General features: G+C 35.1%; 19 protein-coding genes. 18 read left to right on the top strand and 1 reads right to left on the bottom strand.

The annotated features are described in order from the left end of the window. The 5 genes from KCG35_RS21565 to KCG35_RS21545 all read left to right on the top strand — a co-directional run. Positions 1–190, top strand: a 190-nt coding sequence (locus tag KCG35_RS21565) for a hypothetical protein (RefSeq protein WP_215821935.1), incomplete at its 5' end; no start/stop codon positions are given. Positions 191–920: 730 nt separating this feature from the next. Further along, positions 921–2,102, top strand: coding sequence for a glycosyltransferase (locus KCG35_RS21560; protein WP_215821934.1), 1,182 nt, complete (start codon positions 921–923; stop codon positions 2,100–2,102). Further along, on the top strand, positions 2,089–2,700 hold the full coding sequence (locus tag KCG35_RS21555; protein ID WP_215821933.1) for a phosphatase PAP2-related protein: 612 nt from the start codon (positions 2,089–2,091) through the stop codon (positions 2,698–2,700). The genes KCG35_RS21560 and KCG35_RS21555 overlap by 14 nt, the downstream gene beginning before the upstream one ends. A gap of 492 nt (positions 2,701–3,192) precedes the next feature. Then, positions 3,193–3,834, top strand: coding sequence for a hypothetical protein (locus KCG35_RS21550; protein ID WP_215821932.1), 642 nt, complete (start codon positions 3,193–3,195; stop codon positions 3,832–3,834). A 65-nt stretch (positions 3,835–3,899) separates the two neighbouring features. Further along, positions 3,900–4,319 carry a DUF3592 domain-containing protein gene (locus KCG35_RS21545; RefSeq protein WP_215821931.1) on the top strand — a complete coding sequence of 140 codons (420 nt, stop codon included), beginning with the start codon at positions 3,900–3,902 and terminating at the stop codon, positions 4,317–4,319. Between the two features lie 444 nt (positions 4,320–4,763). Here the strand turns inward: KCG35_RS21545 and KCG35_RS21540 are convergent, their stop codons facing one another. Further along, entirely contained in the window at positions 4,764–5,198 is a 435-nt protein-coding gene (locus KCG35_RS21540; protein WP_309227480.1) for a DUF6607 family protein, read from the bottom strand. A 472-nt stretch (positions 5,199–5,670) separates the two neighbouring features. On the opposite strand from KCG35_RS21540, the gene KCG35_RS21535 reads away from it, so the two are divergent. The 13 genes from KCG35_RS21535 to KCG35_RS21475 all read left to right on the top strand — a co-directional run. Next, positions 5,671–5,952, top strand: a complete 282-nt coding sequence (locus tag KCG35_RS21535) for a hypothetical protein (RefSeq protein ID WP_230409311.1) — start codon at positions 5,671–5,673, stop codon at positions 5,950–5,952. Positions 5,953–6,164: 212 nt separating this feature from the next. Beyond that, complete coding sequence (locus KCG35_RS21530; RefSeq protein WP_215821929.1) at positions 6,165–6,713, top strand: hypothetical protein; 549 nt, start codon at positions 6,165–6,167, stop codon at positions 6,711–6,713. After that, a complete protein-coding gene (locus KCG35_RS21525) occupies positions 6,703–7,278 on the top strand; it encodes a phage baseplate assembly protein V (protein WP_215821928.1) in 576 nt (191 codons plus the stop codon). The genes KCG35_RS21530 and KCG35_RS21525 overlap by 11 nt, the downstream gene beginning before the upstream one ends. Next, entirely contained in the window at positions 7,278–7,613 is a 336-nt protein-coding gene (locus KCG35_RS21520; RefSeq protein ID WP_215821927.1) for a GPW/gp25 family protein, read from the top strand. The genes KCG35_RS21525 and KCG35_RS21520 overlap by 1 nt, the downstream gene beginning before the upstream one ends. After that, positions 7,610–8,542, top strand: coding sequence for a baseplate assembly protein (locus KCG35_RS21515; RefSeq protein WP_215821926.1), 933 nt, complete (start codon positions 7,610–7,612; stop codon positions 8,540–8,542). Before KCG35_RS21520 ends, KCG35_RS21515 begins: the two co-directional genes overlap by 4 nt. Beyond that, positions 8,542–9,204 (top strand): phage tail protein I, encoded by a 663-nt coding sequence (locus KCG35_RS21510; RefSeq protein WP_215821925.1) that lies wholly within the window; start codon positions 8,542–8,544, stop codon positions 9,202–9,204. The genes KCG35_RS21515 and KCG35_RS21510 overlap by 1 nt, the downstream gene beginning before the upstream one ends. 88 nt (positions 9,205–9,292) lie before the next feature. Continuing rightward, entirely contained in the window at positions 9,293–10,540 is a 1,248-nt protein-coding gene (locus KCG35_RS21505; RefSeq protein ID WP_215821924.1) for a phage tail protein, read from the top strand. Positions 10,541–10,549: 9 nt separating this feature from the next. After that, positions 10,550–11,104, top strand: coding sequence for a hypothetical protein (locus tag KCG35_RS21500; RefSeq protein WP_215821923.1), 555 nt, complete (start codon positions 10,550–10,552; stop codon positions 11,102–11,104). 78 nt (positions 11,105–11,182) lie between these two features. Then, complete coding sequence (locus KCG35_RS21495) at positions 11,183–12,343, top strand: phage tail sheath C-terminal domain-containing protein (RefSeq protein ID WP_215821922.1); 1,161 nt, start codon at positions 11,183–11,185, stop codon at positions 12,341–12,343. Then, positions 12,343–12,867: a phage major tail tube protein gene (locus tag KCG35_RS21490; RefSeq protein WP_215821921.1), complete on the top strand. Its 525-nt coding sequence runs from the start codon at positions 12,343–12,345 to the stop codon at positions 12,865–12,867. Before KCG35_RS21495 ends, KCG35_RS21490 begins: the two co-directional genes overlap by 1 nt. Before the next feature lie 171 nt (positions 12,868–13,038). Further along, positions 13,039–13,287 carry a phage tail assembly protein gene (locus tag KCG35_RS21485; RefSeq protein ID WP_215821920.1) on the top strand — a complete coding sequence of 83 codons (249 nt, stop codon included), beginning with the start codon at positions 13,039–13,041 and terminating at the stop codon, positions 13,285–13,287. 32 nt (positions 13,288–13,319) lie between these two features. Continuing rightward, complete coding sequence (locus KCG35_RS21480; RefSeq protein WP_230409310.1) at positions 13,320–13,436, top strand: GpE family phage tail protein; 117 nt, start codon at positions 13,320–13,322, stop codon at positions 13,434–13,436. Continuing rightward, positions 13,429–15,095: phage tail tape measure protein (locus KCG35_RS21475; protein WP_215821919.1), on the top strand; the 1,667-nt coding region annotated here is incomplete at its 3' end. The genes KCG35_RS21480 and KCG35_RS21475, both read left to right, overlap by 8 nt.

The following is a 15,095-nucleotide window of genomic DNA, read 5'->3' as shown; positions in this document are numbered from 1 at the left end:
TTATGCCTTGTCATCTGCACTATTGACTAACATGGGGGGGGGAAGGAATGCCGTTTATGCGGGTGCATTTAACTGCCGCTCCTGTCACTTATTAATCATAAGCTCTTTCACTTCATCACTTGATTTCGCTCCTAAAACGCTATCACTGTGGGTAAATTTCACTCATTATGAATACGCAATATTGGGCTGAGCAATTGCATATTAAAATAATTTGTAATGAGTATAGATTGTGTCAATGGTAGACAGAGGGTCTTTAGGAAAAAATGGCTTTTATGAAGGTAAAGTTATATGCGATTGCCCTAAAAGCAATTCCTAAAAGAATTGATATTTAACAGCCAATAGGCAAGCAAACTACTAATTACTGCTGTTAATACGAAATAAAATTTACATGGTGTTATAGTTCACATTTAAAGTCTAACATGTACTCATATATTACCAAAAAATGCTTTGTATGATAGAGATATCTATACTGCTGTAGTATATTTTATAAACTAATGATACTTTGTTTTAAAATGATTACTTAGGAGTGAAAGGTGTCATGTTGAGAGTAATCTTGTTAGCCATGTGTTTGGTTTCAAGTAAAGTGTTTGCTAGTAATGATACTGGTTACATTTTAGTACCCTTTATCTTTACCTGCATAACTGTATTTGTTTTGTTTTATGGTGCTATTTTAATTAGAAAAATGGTTGTCAAAAGTAGTAATACAAAGACTCAAAAAACAAATAATGCAAGCAATAGTTGTTATACTGATTACAGTAATAATGATACTAACAGTAGTAGTACTTGTGATAGTGATTCATCAAATGGGTGTGACTAAGTTTAATCGGTCATGATAAGTATATATAAAAAATAATCTTTATATTATCGTTATTGTGACGGTTGTATAGGTGTTTTTATTTGTAGTTAATAGTGGAAAATATTTGAAAATACTAACAGTCTTGGATAGTTATCCTCCTGATTTAAATGGAGGCGCTTACTTCACACATAGGTTAGCACAGTCCTTAGTTCATAGGAATCATGATGTGCTTGTTATATGTCCATCAAGAACTATGAAGTCGTGTTATGATACTTATGAAGGTGTGAACCTTTTTAGAGTTCGATCATTTCCAGCACTTATCTATAAAAACTTTAGAGTGTGTTGGCCGATCTTTATTCGAAAAAAAATTGAAAATGCAATTCTTAAATTTAATCCAGAAGTTATTCACCTTCAAGGACGGTTCTTTTTGGGTGATATATGTTCAAAAATCGGTGAAAAATTTCATATTCCTATGGTTGCAACAAATCACTTTATGCCTGGGAATTTTTTTCATTACACTCATTTGTCATTAAAAGTTGAAAAATATTTTAATGAATTAGCATGGCAGTGGGTGAAAAAAATGTTTGAGAAGGCTGTTTTATACTCGACGCCAACAAAAACTGCTGCAGAATTGCTCAGAAAGCTAAATTTGCCAGGTGAAATATTACCTATTTCATGCGGGGTAGACCTTGAAATCTTTAAGCCAAGAGAGAAAAATACATTATTAGTAAAAAGATTTGGTCTCAAAAATATTCCGACAGTACTTTATGCTGGACGGCTGGATAAAGAAAAAAATATTGATACAATTGTTTATGCAGTCAAAGAGGTAAATAAAACTGTAGAATGTCAGTTGATCATTACAGGGGTAGGGAATGAATACAATGAAATTCTCAAACTAGTCAAAAAACTTGCTATTGATGATAAAGTATACTTTACAAAGTACCTTTCTAATGAAGAATACCCACATGTTTTTTCTTTAGTAGATTGTTTCTTTCATGCAGGAACTGCAGAGTTACAAAGTATTGTTGCCTTAGAAGCTGTCGCTTCTGGTTTGCCGATTGTTGCTGCAAATGCAATGGCTCTACCTGAACTAGTTATAAAAGGTGAAAATGGTTTTTTATTTGAACCCTATGATTATAAACAGGCAGCAGCTTGCCTGCTTAAAATAATAAAAGATAATAAGTTAATGATGAAAATGAAAGAAAACAGTAGGGGGTTAGCTTATAAACATTCTATACAAAAAACAACAGAGTGTTATGAAAAATTATACTTAAAAGCTATTGAGTGTGTTTATGAAAAAAGTTAAAGGGAGGCCATATTATATCTCAGCTATTTTAGGATTTGCATTTTTATGTTTTTCATTTTTAGTAGCAAAACTAGCAGGAGAATACTCATCTGAAGTCGCAGGCTGTTCTGTAAATGACTTGTTACTAGATCATATACCACTAATGGATGTGAATGCGATACATGTCTATGGTGCGACTTTATATTGGGTTTTGTTTTTTTTGTATGTCATTGTTCAACCCAAAATGATTGGATGTGTATCTAAGACATTCTCATTGTTTATTCTGATAAGGGCATTTTTTAATGTGTTGACTCATTTGGGTCCTCCTGAAACCACACTTATTGTACCAGATAATATTATAAATTATTATACATTTACAGGCGACTTGTTTTTTTCAGGTCATGTAGGTGCACCGTTTTTAGCAGCGCTCATATTTTGGGATAACAAACTGCTAAGGCTTGTAAATATAATTTTTTCTTTGTTTTTCCTGGTTATAGTGTTATTGGGAGGTATTCACTATTCGATCGATGTTTTTTCTGCATATTTTATATCGTATGGAATATATCGATTGTCACAAATTTTATTTTTGAAAGATTATATGTTTTTCAAAAGTTTGTAGATAATATAAAAATGTGATTGAAGGCTAAAAAATGCAAGGGTATACATATTCATATTTCCACCAGAGATAGACAGAGGCATGGATAATGCGCATTGAACTGTTTGCCACAAGAATAGGGTAGTCTATCCTCTCTCGGTATGTTCGAAGGCTTCTAGTTCCTGTCTATGTTTATCACAATCTGTTAAGAGGATGAAAAAGAACACAATACTTTAAATTAAAAGCATTATGATGTCTATTCATGAACATTCAGGTCTCCATTTAATACAGACTTTAGCGTATACTATATATAGTCAAAGGTTAGTAGAATTAGCTTCGTTTCGAAATTATCATTAATGAATGAGTTCACATAATGAGAGCTAAAGTTATACAGTTGACCTATCATTATTCAACGTTAGTGCTAGAAATTTTAATAAATGATTATCTTGTTAAGTGAATACTGAGGTTTTATAACTGATATTAGTTGATTATGTTTACTTGTTGGGAATACTCTTGATGTCGGAAATTAAAAAAGCGTTTAAGTTTTTCTTGTTTGTATATATTATGACATTTGTCGTTGGTATTGGTTATGCCTTGTATAGAGGATTAACCTTTTCCGATTTATCAGAACTGGTTGGATTTTGGCTAGTACTTATTGTTACGTTTGTTCCCATTATCATGATGTGTTATTTTGGTGGACTTGCTATTCTCATGATTAAGGGAAAACAACTTTCTGGAGTTGTTGTTTTAGCGGCTACTGGTTTTTTAATCTATATGTATTACATGCTTGTATATGTATTTGCATTTGGCGAAGTAAGAAAGGCATTGAATCCTTTTAATGGAACGTATATTCCTAAAGAAATTAAAGAGAGTAATGATTTTAACCAAGTTGACTATAAGCTCAAAATAAGCGGTTACAGAGCATACTTGGAAATAGATGGCAAGCGCGCGATTGCTGAGTTGACGTTTAACGTTTGTCTGGAAGGGGATAATATCACCTTGTATCAAGGTCGACCAGATATAACAGACTATTGTCAAATTAGTAAAGCAGAATCTGAGCTTGAGCTTAATCTCAAAGGAACGCGCAATGATGAGCTTGTATGCCACTCATGTGAAAATGGTCCATATCCAGTTATTTGGCAAGTGACATATCGCTAGCCTAGATAGACTAGCCACTTTAAAAATCAAATATACTTTGTACGTAGATAATAGTTGGATATAAAATGAATTTTCAAAAGGCAATAATGATACCAGCTTATATATTTGCAATCATTAGCTTAATTCTAACTTTTTTTTGGTTATCAAATATTATGTCAGGAAAGCCAGATTTAGGTTATGTCAAAAATTTCCAGGCTGATTATGAAAGCAAAAATGTAACAGTACATTATGCAATAATTCAATTTGATCTACCAAATGGTGAAGAGGTTCAGTATAAAACAAATCATACCGTTGACCCTAAACATTACGATATAGGTTACCCTGTTCGAATTCGCTATAATCCTGATGATCCAAGTGATGTTGAGATAGATAGCTTCTATGGCAAAGGGAACATCGTCGTTGTATTATGGGTATTCACCCTTGTTTGGTATGTACTTGGATTTGTGGCTCGTAAAGTTTTTTCATTTGGAAATCATGTAAAATAAAACCACGATTAAGCTATAACAGACCCTAGGTGCCACTATACGCTCTTTAGTAGCTCTATACTCTTCACTATACACCATGTTAACTACTGTATACAGTAGTTAACATGGTATTAATAACGATGTTTTTCTGTGATTTTATACAATGAGTTTCTGACAATTTTGGCGTGCTTTTTATTAGTTTCTGCCGTTTTATAGTAACGCTCTAATAAAGATGATATTTTTGAATTTCTACTACTACCATCAACAATTTTAAGTTCATTAAAGCCACTGGACCCATCTAACGTATTTTTAAAATATCCCAAAAAGCTTGTCGTTCATTAGCCAAGACAGCTACTGCTGTACATTCATGATCTGGTAAATGCACAGATCAAACTTTACCTAATTCTTTCACCAAAGCCTGTCTATAGCCTTCAGAGAACATTGTTTTGACGTTATTCTGTCTTTCTATTCATAAGTTACCATAAAAAATAACGTTTGATTTTCTTTCCATTGGCTTAAACATTGATAACGAGGACCTTCATCTAGACTAAGAATCTCTTTTACCCAGATTGGTTTTGAATTATCTATGGTTTCTATTGAGCAGCGATCATTTTCATCAAAGCGGCCAAGGTATTTATAGCGATAAGATGGGTTTTTATGCCAGATTTCACCATGATGCCGTATCATAAAAGTTGTGCTTCCGGCATGACTATCAGCTTGCATGAAATGCTGACGTCTGACATGTGAGTTGCTTTCATCGACTATCTTTATAAGCTCTTTTACAATAAATCGGTTAGCATCATACACTCTTGAGTCATGAGTATAGTTTGGATCAATCACCTCCGTTTCTGCATAGATATAATCCACCAAATAACAGCCAGCTAGGTGCTTAACCTCCAAAATAGGTGGATAAGTTACATCATATTGTTGTTGACCAAGAATGATACAAGTCCGATGAAATCTAGGGATATAAAAGTGATACGTTAAGGATATAATAAATGAAATATTTCACCTGAACGTATAGCAAAAGAATCAATATAATGGCGTCAACAGTATTTGTAGGGGACTTCAAAGTTATATTGTTGATTCCCTATAGGTTAAAATATGATCAGTAAGTGCATTTCAAAGTAGTGTTACAGTTGAAGTGTAAATATTGATATTTATTAATATGGGCGCCTCTAAAAATGCACTTTTTTCGTGATAGCTGTGTCAGCTCTTTACTCGGATCCTCATGTATTCCTTATACACTACGGACCTCCGTGCAGTGCTTCCTTGCTCTTACAATAAAATCACTATTTTTAGAAAGCCCTTACTTTAATGGCAATAGGAAAGTATTTTGTATAACTAATAAATATGTATTAAAGGAGAAAAATTGTTAGATAATACTGATTCACAAATGAAACATTGGCATTTGGATAAAAATATAAGTGTAACTCATATTATAAGCACATTTGCAGTCGTTATATCACTTTTTACATGGGGTGGTTCGATTGATAAGAGAATTGATCAAAATAGTCAATCTATCGGCCATCTTGCGGAAATGCAGCAGAGGCAGGATAAAAGAATTACTGATATTAAAAGTGAAATAAGAGATGATCTACAGCTTATTAGTAATAAGCTTGACAGACTAATTGAGTCTAAATTAAGCAATTGATATACCCTTAATGAATATTTTGTTAAGGCAGGCCGTCAAATACTGACAATAACCCTTGTTCCCTTTGGGTTTAAAAATGATATAGATACACTGAATCCTAATAATGTATCAGTAAGTCAATAGAATAATGATGCAACTTATTAGTGTAATTACTGAGAATATTATGTGTAATATCAATCACTTTATTTATCTATAATTTGAGTGGGAAACTTATGAAATTAGCAGAGATAACAGAAAGAATCATTGAATGCTTTGAAGATAATATAAGTGAAGCTAAAAATATTGGATCGCAAACGGGTATCTTGGATATCAGGAATCCACAGTTAACGGTTAATGATTTTCCTGCTTTACGTATTACACCAAAACAATTGAGTCCAAAACAGCAAGACTTTTTTGATACACAAGAGTATGAGATTACTTATTTAATCTACTATTTTAATAAAGCAAAAGATGACTGGATGGATGATATGGTATCACTTAACTTATTAGATAAGGTATTACGATTTATAAAGTCAAATAATTGGGGAGTAAATAGTATAACACCTGCAAGGAGTGTTATAGCCAATACGTTGAGTATTAATAAAATAGGTGATCATTTAGTGAATGGCTGGCAAGTAGAATGGCAACATACCATGCAGCTAGCGAGTGATAACGCTAGTATAGATACACCCGTTAACCCTAAGCATCTTTTCTTTAGTTCAGATAGAGATGACTTTGGTATTGCAGAGCGATATACAGAGGTTAACAGTAATGAGAGATAGCTTACTTTACAGGGTATCTCAGTTAGAGAGAAAACTAGCTAATACAGTCATTATTGGTGTGATTATAGATGTTGATTATGATGATGCACTTGTTCGAGTAAAGTCAGGCGATTTTATGTCCAGTTGGTTACCATGGCTCACCACAAGGGCACACAATGATCTTGATTATTGGGCACCAGAGGTTGGCGAGCAAGTAATAATGTTTTCTCCAAATGGAGAGCTAGAACAAGGTGTAGTGTTACCTGCATTATACCAAAATAAGTTTGATAAATTAGCAAACCATCCAGATATTCATATACAGCGGTATAAGGATAATACAACTTTTATATATGATCGAAAAAATAGCCAGTTAAAAATAAATATTGCAGGTAGTGGTACAACTGAAATTATAAGTGCAGGAGGTGTTTTGATTAAAGGTGATGTGCATGTTGAAGGAAATATAAACTCAACACAAGATATAACAGATAAAACAAGAAGTATGGCGGAAGACCGGGCTATTTATAATAAGCATACTCATACAGTAAGCGCACATAGTAAAGCAATTCCAACAGGAGATACTCAATAATGTTAGGTATGAACCGGTATACAGGAAAAGAAATTGGAGGGTTAGAACATTTAAAACAATCAATTATTGATATTTTAACTACTCCTCTAGGAAGCCGAGTAATGAGGCGTAATTATGGCTGTAGGCTGCACGATTTTATTGATGCACCATTGAATCAACAAACGATTGCTGCATTTTATACTGCAGTTGCTGATGCGCTTGTTCTTTGGGAGCCAAGGTTTCGATTACAGCAGATAACCCTAAAACGTCTTACACAAGGTACTGCGAGTTTTGAACTACAAGGTATTTATTTACCTGAGCAACAGGTCATTACATTGAAAGGAATAGATGTATGACAACAGAAATTAATTTATCACAGCTTCCTGCACCAGATGTTGTTGAAACGCTGGATTATGAAGCTATTTTGGATGAATTATTGAGTGATTTTCAAGCAATTTACTCTGACTATAGTGCTTTACTGGAGTCGGACCCTGTATATAAACTACTTGAAGTGGCGGCATATCGTGAACTCACCATTCGCCAACGAATTAATGAAGCTGCACGCTCGGTTATGGTGGCTTATGCAAGAGGAACGGATTTAGATAACCTTGCAGCACTCATAGGCATTAAACGCAAAGTTATACAAGAAGCTGATCTTAAATCTGAGCCTCCCAAAAAACAAATGCTTGAAAGTGACGACGTTTTGCGTCAACGAATTATTCTGGGTCCTGAAGGATTCAGTACGGCGGGACCAAAAGGAGCTTATCGATTTCATGCATTGGCGGCATCAGATAAAGTAAAAGATGTATATGTTACAGGGCATGAGGATGAACCAGGTACTGTTTATGTAACCGTTCAAAGCTATGATGGTGATGGAACACCAAACCAAGAAACTTTAAAACGTGTTGAAGCCATTTTAAATGATGAAGATATAAGGCCGTTAACAGATAAAGTTGTTGTTGAGCCTGTGACACCAATTCATTATGAGATAGAGGCCGATATTACATTTTATTCTGGTCCTGATCAGCAGGTGGTATTGAAGGAAGCTGAAAACAGGATTAAACAGTATGTTATAGAACACCATTATCTAGGACATGATATAACCGAGTCAGGTATTCTTGCTGCTCTACATGTACCAGGTGTACAGCAGGTAATTTTAAAATCACCCGATAAAAATAAGTTTAATCAACTAAAAATTAAAGGGAATCAGGTAGTCTATTGTAATCCTGGAAGTAATGATGATCCATCTAATATTAAGCTAAATATCATTGGAACTGACTTATAATGAAACAGGTAAATGATAGTGAAGAAAGGCTAATGCCAGTTAATGGTACAGAGCTCGAAAATAAAATTGAGGTTATAATAAAACGAGCTGAAGCAATTGATATTTCTTTTAAAAAATTATGGAATCCTGATGAATGTCCTACCGAGTACTTACCCTGGCTAGCGTGGGCGCTATCTGTAGATAAGTGGGATAATACATGGGATGATCGAACTAAAAGAAATGTAATAAAAGAATCGATCAGTGTGCATAGACAAAAGGGAACAATTGGTGCACTCAAAAAAGCATTAGCCGCAACGGATGTCGATATCCAAATTGAAGAGTGGTTTGATTATGAAGAGGAAACTGAGTGCAAACCGGGTACATTTAGAGCAAATGTTTTTAGCCGTTCAAGAGGAATTAGTGAAACAGAATATAGTAATATCAAAGATATAATAGAACAAACTAAAAATGCACGTAGTCAATATGATTTACGTATTTACTTAGCAAACAAATCAACAACACCTTATATCGGTGTTGCTGCACAAAGTGGTAACACGACAACAGTTTATCCCTTTATAGTCAAAAATATAGAAGAAACTACTTCTTGCTTTGTTGGATGTGGCTATCAATCTGTAAATACAATAACAGTTTATCCAAAAAATTATATTGCTATACCAGTCTAAAGTGTTTTGCTTATTACAAATTGACTTCAAGATGAAGCACGGTAGTGATGACTTCTGTGTTTGTTTGACTATATGTAGGATAAATTAAATGGAAAATAAATTTTACAGTATTTTAACTAAAATAGGTCAGGTGCAACTTGCTAATACAGCAGCGCTTGGTAATAAATTAAAATTAAAAACGATTAAAGTTGGTGATGGCGGTAGTGATAATGGTGAAGAAACATTCCCAAAAGAGATTGATACAAAACTAGTTAGAGAATGCTGGAGTGGCACAATCAATGATTTATATATAAACCCTGAAAATAAAAACTGGTTGGTTATTGAAGCTGTTATACCAGATGAAGTAGGTGGTTTTTATATTACTGAATTTGGTATATATGATGATCAGAATAACTTAGTCGCAATTGGGAAATATCCAAAAACATATAAGCCAAATATAACAGAAGGTAGTGGAAGTAGCTTGTTTCTACGGATTATGTTGCAAGTATCAAATGCCAGTTCAGTTGAATTAAGTATTGACCCTGCAATTATGTTGGCATCAAAAAAATATGTAGAGGATGCTTTTTCAAAAAGAACAGATAATTTAGATAGTAATAGTAGTGATATTCTCGCTACTGCAAAAGCAGTTTATAAACTAAATAATAAGTTATCTACAGTTCAGTTTTTACCCTATGACCCCAAAAGAAAATACCGAACGGGTGAAACATGTACTGTTGAAGTGAACGATCAAGTAATCCCCATGCAAATGTATGCAGGGCCTAATTTAACTTGTAAAGGAATAGACCCTGCAAATATTGATAACAGGCATGATGGCTGGAGTGATAGTAAAAAACCCTTTTGGTGGATTCCATATGGTGGGAGGGTAGGAATGCCATTTTATTGGTTGAGTGAAACTCCTCCTGAAGAAGCTGTGATGGAAATGAATGTCAATCTACCTGTAGAAGTATACTGGCGGTTGGTAAAAACGTATCCGCACTTAGTTAAAAATAAACATATAAATACAGGCGATATAAGAGGAGAATTTATTCGTGTATGGGATCACGGTAGGGGAGTTGATACTGGAAGAAATATATTAAGCTATCAAAATGATCAAATAAAATGGCATTATCATGATTTTGTTGATGAAAATGGAAATAAACACTATGCAATAAGCGATGAAAATAAAAGGGCGACGAAGGGGGCCGATGCAATTGCTTCTGACGGTCCTCACGAACAAGATAATGATACCGCTATAGATCATACAACAAAAAATAACCCAAATGAAAATAGTGAAGATAATAACTGGAAAGAAACAAGACCTCGTAACATAGCTCGTGCAATGGCGATTTATATATAAGGATGATAAATGAAAGAAGTTAAATATTGGACATTTAATGAACAGACTGGTGAAGTTAACGCTGACGTCTATTTTACAAGCGTGCGCGGTGGTATAGCCCATATTCCTGTCAATGCGTTAAAAACAGAGCCATTGCTTCCTAAAACTGGTTTTGCGGTTATCGCTTTAGATGACTTAACGGGTTATAAATATATTGAGGATCATCGAGGTAAAACTGTTTTCAAAAAAGAAAACTGTTTAGAGTCGAAGTTGATTTCAGAATTGGGTCCAATTGACTCGTTATGGACAGAGAAAAAACCAAAAACAGATTTTGATGAGTGGGTATTGGATCAGTGGGTAACAAATAATAAAAAGAAGTATAAATTTGACTACCAGCAAGCTGAGCATCTACGTAGGTCTAGATATACTAAATGCGTTAGACCTCTTCTAGAAGAGGCTCAAATTAAAGAGTACTTAGGACAAAAAAGTGACGCTGATGCTCTGTTAGAAAGGGCTGCTAAAGAGCGTATGAAAGTTCAACAAGAGGTTCCCCTACCTTCAAGACTTGAAGATGAATATAAATAAAATAGTGAAATATTTCACCTAAAAATAAGAAATTAAATTACATAAAATAATTATCACAAAATAAATAAAGGAACGAAAATGTCTGAAAATTTTTTACATGGTATTGAAATTGTAGAAGATAATAGTGGGCCACGTCCCATCCGTACCGTAAGAAGCTCTGTTATCGGGGTAGTAGGAACAGCACCTGAAGCAGATAATAGTAAATTTCCATATCATACGCCGGTTTTGATTGCTGGTAATATTAAAGAAGCGGCTGAGCTGGGTAAGACAGGTACTTTACCTGATGCGATTAAAGGCGTTTTTGATCAAGCAGGTGCGATGGTAGTGGTAATTCGAGTACCTGAACAAACGGAAGCAGATGCTCAAAAAGCCGAATTTTTGAAAGATATGTCTGATGATGGTGCACACTACCAAGGTATTATGGCGTTACTCAGTGCTGAGTCTACTTTAGGGGTCACCCCTCGTATTTTGGTCGCACCCAAATTTAGCCAACAGTTTGAAGTTGCAGATAAGTTAAAAACGGTTGCAGAACGGCTGCGGGCTGTTGTGATCGTTGATGGACCAAACAGTAATGATGCAGATGCGATTAAGTACGCAGAACAGGTTTCATCTGAACGTGTGTATATGGTTGATCCTTTTGTACAGGTATTTAATGCTGATACTAAAAATTATCAAGATCAGCCTATGAGTCCTCGTGTCGCTGGCATCATTTCTCGTACAGATAATGATCTGGGTTTTTGGTGGTCACCTTCTAATCAGCCTGTTAATGGTATTAGTAATTTGGTTCGTGCTGTTGACTTTACATTAGGCGATAAAAACTGTCGTGCAAATTTATTGAATGAAAAGCATGTTACCACGGTTATTCGTAAAGATGGATTTCGTTTATGGGGTAATCATACTACCAGTGGAGATGAAAAATGGCGTTTTCTATCGGTTCGTCGCACGGCGGATATGATTAATGAAAGCTTGTTACGTGCACATATGTGGGCGGTTGACCAAAATATAACGACGCTTTATCTCGAACATGTGTCTGAAGGGGTCAATAATTATTTGCGTGACTTGCAGGCAAAAGGGGCGATTATTGGAGGACGTTGTTATGCAGATCCAGAGCTTAACTCGCCTGCTAATATTCAACAAGGAAAAGTGTATTTTAATATAGAGTTTACACCACCTTATCCCGCTGAACATATTACTTTTACATCTCATTTAACAAATGAATACTTGGAGGAGCTTGTCTAATGGCATTAAGTGATAAATTTAGCATGCCTAAAGTGCTGCAAAATATGAACCTGTATATTGCTGGTAAAGGCTATGCAGGACGTGTTTCGGAAATAACACTACCTAAACTCACTATTAAAACTGAGGAATACAGTGCAGGTGGTTTGGATACTCCTTTAAGTATCGATATGGGCATGGAAAAGCTTGAATGTAGTTTTACTGTGCATGAATGTAATAAAAATATTTTTGACTGGTTTGAATTAAACTACTCGAAAAAAGAAAATATTATTATTCGTGGTGCAATGGAGCAGGGTGGTAAGGTCCATGCAGTTGAACTTGTCCTTGCTGGAGGATTTAAAGAGTTGGATATGGGGGCATGGAAAGCAGGAGATAAAGGTGCAATGAAAATTCAGGTTGCATTATCTTATTATAAACTCACTATGGATAAAGATATTCTTGCAGAAATTGATGTGATTAATATGAAGCGAGTCATTAATGGCGTAGATAAACTACAAGGTATTCGTAAAGCGATTGGTGTGGTTTGATAACGAAATATTAGATTTTTCAAAAAAATATTAATTAGCGTTTTTACTGTTTAATAACTGTTGGCCAAATATAAGGAGAGCTTACTCTAGGCTCAGTCAATAGCTTTGTCTTTTGTTTTGTTCTCCTATTATAGATTAAATATCATAATTATTAGTTAAAGAGAAAAAATAATGAAATCAAAAATCACCCTAAATTATCCTGTAACCACTGAAGGTGTTGAAGTTGATACGATCTATCTTCGTCGTCCAAGAGCTAAAGACTTGAAAAAAATGGAAGACTCAAAAGGCGGTGATATTACCAAATCAATTGAGTTAATTGCTGACTTGGCTGAGCTTGTGCCTTCTGCGATTGAAGATCTAGATGCAGGGGATTTTCAAAAAGTAAATGAAGTGGTTGCTGGTTTTTTAGGTCAACGGTAATTCCAGAAGATATTTATAGTGTCTTAGCTGATTTGGCGGTGGTCTTTCATTGGCCCCCGTCTGAGCTTTGGGAGCTGGAGTTATCGGAACTATTTATATGGCATAAGAAAGCAAAGGAAAGAGCAATGCAAGGCGAGTTTTATGACTAATGCAGTTTCACTTTCATTAAATACTATTTTTGATAATACGATTGCTGCAGTCAGTAAACAGACTGAACTTGCAACAAACGAGTTATCTCAATCACTAACTAAAAATCTACAATCCATGGCTAACAGTGTGGCAGCAACTAAGCTTCCTGTTGTCAGTCAATCAATAGCCAACACATTAAAGTTAGAGCAAAGTCTTGTCGAAAACTCATTGCAAAGTATATGGCAAGCTTCTGGTGGCATCGAAAACCTATTAACGAATACAGCGGGAGCTTTATTTGGTGTAAAGGATGCCTTTGGTAACGCTATTCAAAATGATATAGCGCCAGCATTAGTTAATAATGGTGTTGAGTCGCTGGGAAATTTGAGTAGCGAAAAAATGAATATTGATAAAACACTGGTTGAATCATCGCTATCAAATATCGTTGCATCAATGGGTGGTCTTACTAATATTTTAAATGATTTTGAAGGCGCTTTTGCAAGTGTTACAAGTACAGCAGTCAATGAATTCAGTAATGTTATTTCACCTGCCTTACTTGATAATGCACAAGATAATTTGTCCAGCATGATTGCAGAAAAGTTTAATGTTAAAAGCGATCTTGTTCATCAGTTTGTGGGGGATATTCGAGGCGCTATTGGTAATCCATTGAATTTAACTGAAAATCTGCCTGCTATTGGCGAAAACCTAAAAGCTGTATTGCAAGGTAATGCTACCAGTGACTTAGCAAAAGACTTTGCTGGTCAATATATTGGTGGTGCCAGTGAAGCGATTTTGAGTGCATTTAAGGTGAAGAGTGAAGTCATTGAGAATGTTGCTACACGCCTGACAACAGCGTTTACCAGTGTTGATAATTTAATTACCGACTTTCCACAAGCATTGGATAATGTTGGTAATGCGGTTGTTGAATTAGGACAGCAACAGCTTGCAGTACTTAGTGAGTCCTTAGTTAATAATACAACAGCGTTAATATCGCGTAGAGCTAATCTAGTACTGAATACATTTGAAACTAAAGGTTTTTCTGCAGGTGTCAAATCGCTGACCAGGCAATTTAAGTTATTAGGGCGTCTTGGTTTCCTTCAAGCAAGACGGGCATTATTAACCTTTACATCAGGCATTCGCTTAGCCACAACTCAGTTTTGGGCATTTAATGCTTCACTGTTAGCAAACCCAATGCTTGCTCTTGTTGCGGGTATTGTCGCAGCGGTTGCCGTTATAGGTGTGATTATCTATAAATACTGGGATCCTATTAAAGCATTTATGTCTGGTTTATTTGACGGATTATTAAATGCCATTGCGCCGGTTAGACAGGCACTTGCGCCATTATTGAGTACTCTTGAACCACTGTTTAGTGCAATTGGTGTTGCAATAGACTGGCTTGTTAGCGCTTTTAGTAATTTATTTACACCTGTTCAAGCTACTGCTTCTGAGTTGGCTGAGCTTGGTTCTCTAGGATCGACTGTTGGTAATGTATTAGGTGCGGTATTTAGTTTTTTATTATCTCCAATAACGCTTGTGGCAGAAGGCATTAGTTGGCTAACAGATAAGCTATTAGGTATGGCTGATTTGGTCAGTAGCGTTTTTGGCGACATTATTAGCTTCTTTAGTGACGATGAGGATGAAAATAAGTCGTCAGGGAATAAAGCTAAAAATGTAAAAGGTAT

The organism is Zooshikella harenae, from assembly GCF_018837975.1.
Classification (GTDB): Bacteria; Pseudomonadota; Gammaproteobacteria; order Pseudomonadales; family Zooshikellaceae; genus Zooshikella; species Zooshikella harenae.
This window is presented reverse-complemented; position numbering and strand designations above follow the sequence as displayed.

Excerpts from the sequence above, each read along its gene's own strand:
- KCG35_RS21485 (WP_215821920.1), top strand. The coding sequence starts at position 13,039 with ATGAAATCAAAAATCACCCTAAATTATCCTGTAACCACTGAAGGTGTT.
- KCG35_RS21555 (WP_215821933.1), top strand. The coding sequence starts at position 2,089 with ATGAAAAAAGTTAAAGGGAGGCCATATTATATCTCAGCTATTTTAGGA.
- KCG35_RS21510 (WP_215821925.1), top strand. The coding sequence starts at position 8,542 with ATGAAACAGGTAAATGATAGTGAAGAAAGGCTAATGCCAGTTAATGGT.
- KCG35_RS21505 (WP_215821924.1), top strand. The coding sequence starts at position 9,293 with ATGGAAAATAAATTTTACAGTATTTTAACTAAAATAGGTCAGGTGCAA.
- KCG35_RS21530 (WP_215821929.1), top strand. The coding sequence starts at position 6,165 with ATGAAATTAGCAGAGATAACAGAAAGAATCATTGAATGCTTTGAAGAT.
- KCG35_RS21495 (WP_215821922.1), top strand. The coding sequence starts at position 11,183 with ATGTCTGAAAATTTTTTACATGGTATTGAAATTGTAGAAGATAATAGT.
- KCG35_RS21500 (WP_215821923.1), top strand. The coding sequence starts at position 10,550 with ATGAAAGAAGTTAAATATTGGACATTTAATGAACAGACTGGTGAAGTT.
- KCG35_RS21550 (WP_215821932.1), top strand. The coding sequence starts at position 3,193 with ATGTCGGAAATTAAAAAAGCGTTTAAGTTTTTCTTGTTTGTATATATT.
- KCG35_RS21520 (WP_215821927.1), top strand. The coding sequence starts at position 7,278 with ATGTTAGGTATGAACCGGTATACAGGAAAAGAAATTGGAGGGTTAGAA.
- KCG35_RS21515 (WP_215821926.1), top strand. The coding sequence starts at position 7,610 with ATGACAACAGAAATTAATTTATCACAGCTTCCTGCACCAGATGTTGTT.
- KCG35_RS21545 (WP_215821931.1), top strand. The coding sequence starts at position 3,900 with ATGAATTTTCAAAAGGCAATAATGATACCAGCTTATATATTTGCAATC.
- KCG35_RS21525 (WP_215821928.1), top strand. The coding sequence starts at position 6,703 with ATGAGAGATAGCTTACTTTACAGGGTATCTCAGTTAGAGAGAAAACTA.
- KCG35_RS21490 (WP_215821921.1), top strand. The coding sequence starts at position 12,343 with ATGGCATTAAGTGATAAATTTAGCATGCCTAAAGTGCTGCAAAATATG.